Here is a 2,472-nt window from a genome sequence, read left to right on the forward strand (position 1 = left end):
GTAAGCGCGACGTCGGGGCCCTATGCGGCGCGGCTTGACGGCTGAGGGCGGTGCCACGGCATGAGGTCTTCGATGTGGGATCTGGGGTGCCCGTCGAGGATAGCCTGGAGTGTGTCGGCGAGATAGTCGACGGGGTTCACACCAGACAGCTTGCAGGTAGCGACGAGCGAGGCGAGCATAGCCCAGTTTTCAGCGCCGATCTCGTTTCCCGCAAAGAGTGCGTTCTTGCGGGTCAGCGCGATCGGACGGATCTGGTTCTCGACCGGGTTGGTGTCGAGCTCGAGGGTCCCATTGTCGAGGAAGCGGGTCAGACCGGTCCAGTGCGCGAGGGTATAGCGGATATCCTCGGCCAGCAGGGACTTCTGCGGGATGCGCGACAGCTGGGTTTCCAGCCAGGGCCTGAGCGCGGCGATGATCGGGGCGGCGTGCTCGCGTCGTGCGGCGAGGCGGTCGGCAGGGGCGTGGCCGCGCACGGTTTTCTCGATCCGATACAGCAACGCGATCTGGCGCAGCATCTCCTCGGCGATGGGCGAGCCCTCGCGCTCGAGGCGTTTGACGAAGCGGCGGCGGACATGGGTCCAGCAATAGACCAGCTGCCACGGCCCTTCATCCCGCGTGATCTCGGTCAGCGCGTTGTAGGCCTGACAGGCATCGCATTGCAGGAACCGGCCACGGTATCCGGCCAGGAACTTCAGGGGATGCTCTCGTCCACGGCCAGGGGCGTAATGGAACAGCACGATCGGCGGACCGGCACCGCCATGTCCGCGATCGTCGGATACGACGGCCCAGAAGTAGCCGCTCTTGGTGGCCTTCCGGCCCGGGTCCAGAACCGGAGCGCGCGTCTCATCGACGAAGATCCGGTCGGCACCACGCAGATGGGCCTTCATGTTGTCGATCACGGGCACCAGGTGGAAGCAGGCGCGACCGACCCAATTGCCGAGCGTGCCGCGGTCGAGGCTGAGCCCCTGCCGCTCGAAGATCCCCGCCTGGCGGTAAAACGGAAGGTGGTCGCCGAACTTCGAGACGATGATCCATGCGATCAGACGCTCGGTCGGCAGCCCACCCGGCACGACATGCTCGGGAGCATGGGCCTGCACCACGGCCTGCGAGCAGCGACGACAGGCGTATCGCGGGCGGCGCGTCACCAGAACCTGGAACTGCGCCGGGATCACGTCGAGCCGCTCGGAGACATCCTCCCCGATCCGGGTCATCTCGCCACAGCCGCAGGGGCAAAGGGTGCTGGCAGGCTCGATCACGCGTTCGATCCGGGGCAGATGCGCCGGCAGATGACCACGGTTGCGCGCGGGCTTGCGCGGTTCATCCCCGCGCGCCCGGGCAAGTGCTGCCTCGGCCTTTTCCTGGGCAGCCTCCAGCACACCCTGGGCCAGTTCGGCGTCCTCGAGCGGAAGATTGAACTGGTCGGGCGACAACTTCTCGGAACTCTTGCCGAAGCGGTCGCGCTGCGCGGCGCGCAGGATACCCTCGAGACGACGGTTGGCCTCCTGCACCTCTGCGAGCGCCGCCTCGACCTCGGCCAGGCGTGCCTTCAGATGGGTGTTCTCGCGGTTGAGGGCGTCGGCATCCATGCGCAGAAGTGCATCACGAAGCCCCGCTCAGAGCCAGAAAAAACAGGAGTTCTCGCGTATCGGGGCGCTCAACCCGCCGCCAACGGACGGCGCACCCTCTCCGGTCGGACCAGCCGCCAGTCGAGCCCCTCGAACAGTGCCGCCAGCTGCGCCGAGGACATCCGCATCACCCCGTCCCGCACCTGCGGCCAGACGAACGCGGCCCCCTCGAGGCGTTTGTGAACGAGCACCATCCCGGTCTGGTCCCAGACCAGGAGCTTGATGCGGTCCGCCCGCTTCGAGCGGAAGACGAAGACGGCGCCACAGAAAGGGTCGAGCCCGAACATCTCCTGCACCGCCATCGCAAGGCCGTCGATGCCCTTGCGGAAGTCCACCGGGCGCGTCGCGACGAACACCTTCACCGGCCCACCTTGACCCAGCATCACGACACCGCCGCCCGCGCTGCCCGGATCGCCCGCGTCAGCAGCCCTCCATCGGTATCGGTCCCGGCACGGATCACGACATCGCCGATGACGATCTCCAGGCCGGTCGCAACCAACGCTCCTGCCGGCATCTCTGCCCCGGCAGCGGCGCTCTCCACGACCAGCTCAGCAAACATCGGCAGGGACGCCACGCTCTCGGGCACGACAAGCTGCCCCGTCCGCAGCTTCCTTCGCCAGTCATAGATCTGCCAGCGCGTCGTTCCGTGCCGTTGCGCAACATCAGTCACCGACGCCCCGGGCACCAAGCTCTCCGCCGCGATCCGCGCCCGCTCCGCCGTCGTGCGCAGCCGGCGCCCGGACGGCCCCTCGATCACCTCGAGCCGAGAAACCCCGCCGTCCCTCCAGCCGTCCAAATGCACGCCCACTTTGCCGTCTCGTTCCAAGACCCAGCCTCCAACGCTCAT

3 protein-coding genes are annotated in these 2,472 nt (G+C 67.4%); all 3 read right to left on the reverse strand.

The window, feature by feature from the left end:
- Window positions 1-20 precede the first annotated feature (20 nt).
- The gene (gene tnpC / locus ACTZWU_RS16675; protein WP_444738483.1) at window positions 21-1,586 is read right to left on the reverse strand and encodes an IS66 family transposase; all 1,566 of its coding nucleotides are present in this window, start codon (window positions 1,584-1,586) and stop codon (window positions 21-23) included.
- A 68-nt stretch (window positions 1,587-1,654) separates the two neighbouring features.
- The gene (gene tnpB / locus ACTZWU_RS16680) at window positions 1,655-1,987 is read right to left on the reverse strand and encodes an IS66 family insertion sequence element accessory protein TnpB (protein WP_444738484.1); all 333 of its coding nucleotides are present in this window, start codon (window positions 1,985-1,987) and stop codon (window positions 1,655-1,657) included.
- 20 nt (window positions 1,988-2,007) lie between these two features.
- A partial coding sequence (locus tag ACTZWU_RS16685; protein ID WP_444738485.1) for a transposase occupies window positions 2,008-2,472 on the reverse strand: 465 nt, incomplete at its 5' end.

It is taken from the genome of Paracoccus sp. NSM (assembly GCF_052379855.1).
In the GTDB taxonomy this organism is placed as follows: Bacteria; Pseudomonadota; Alphaproteobacteria; order Rhodobacterales; family Rhodobacteraceae; genus Paracoccus.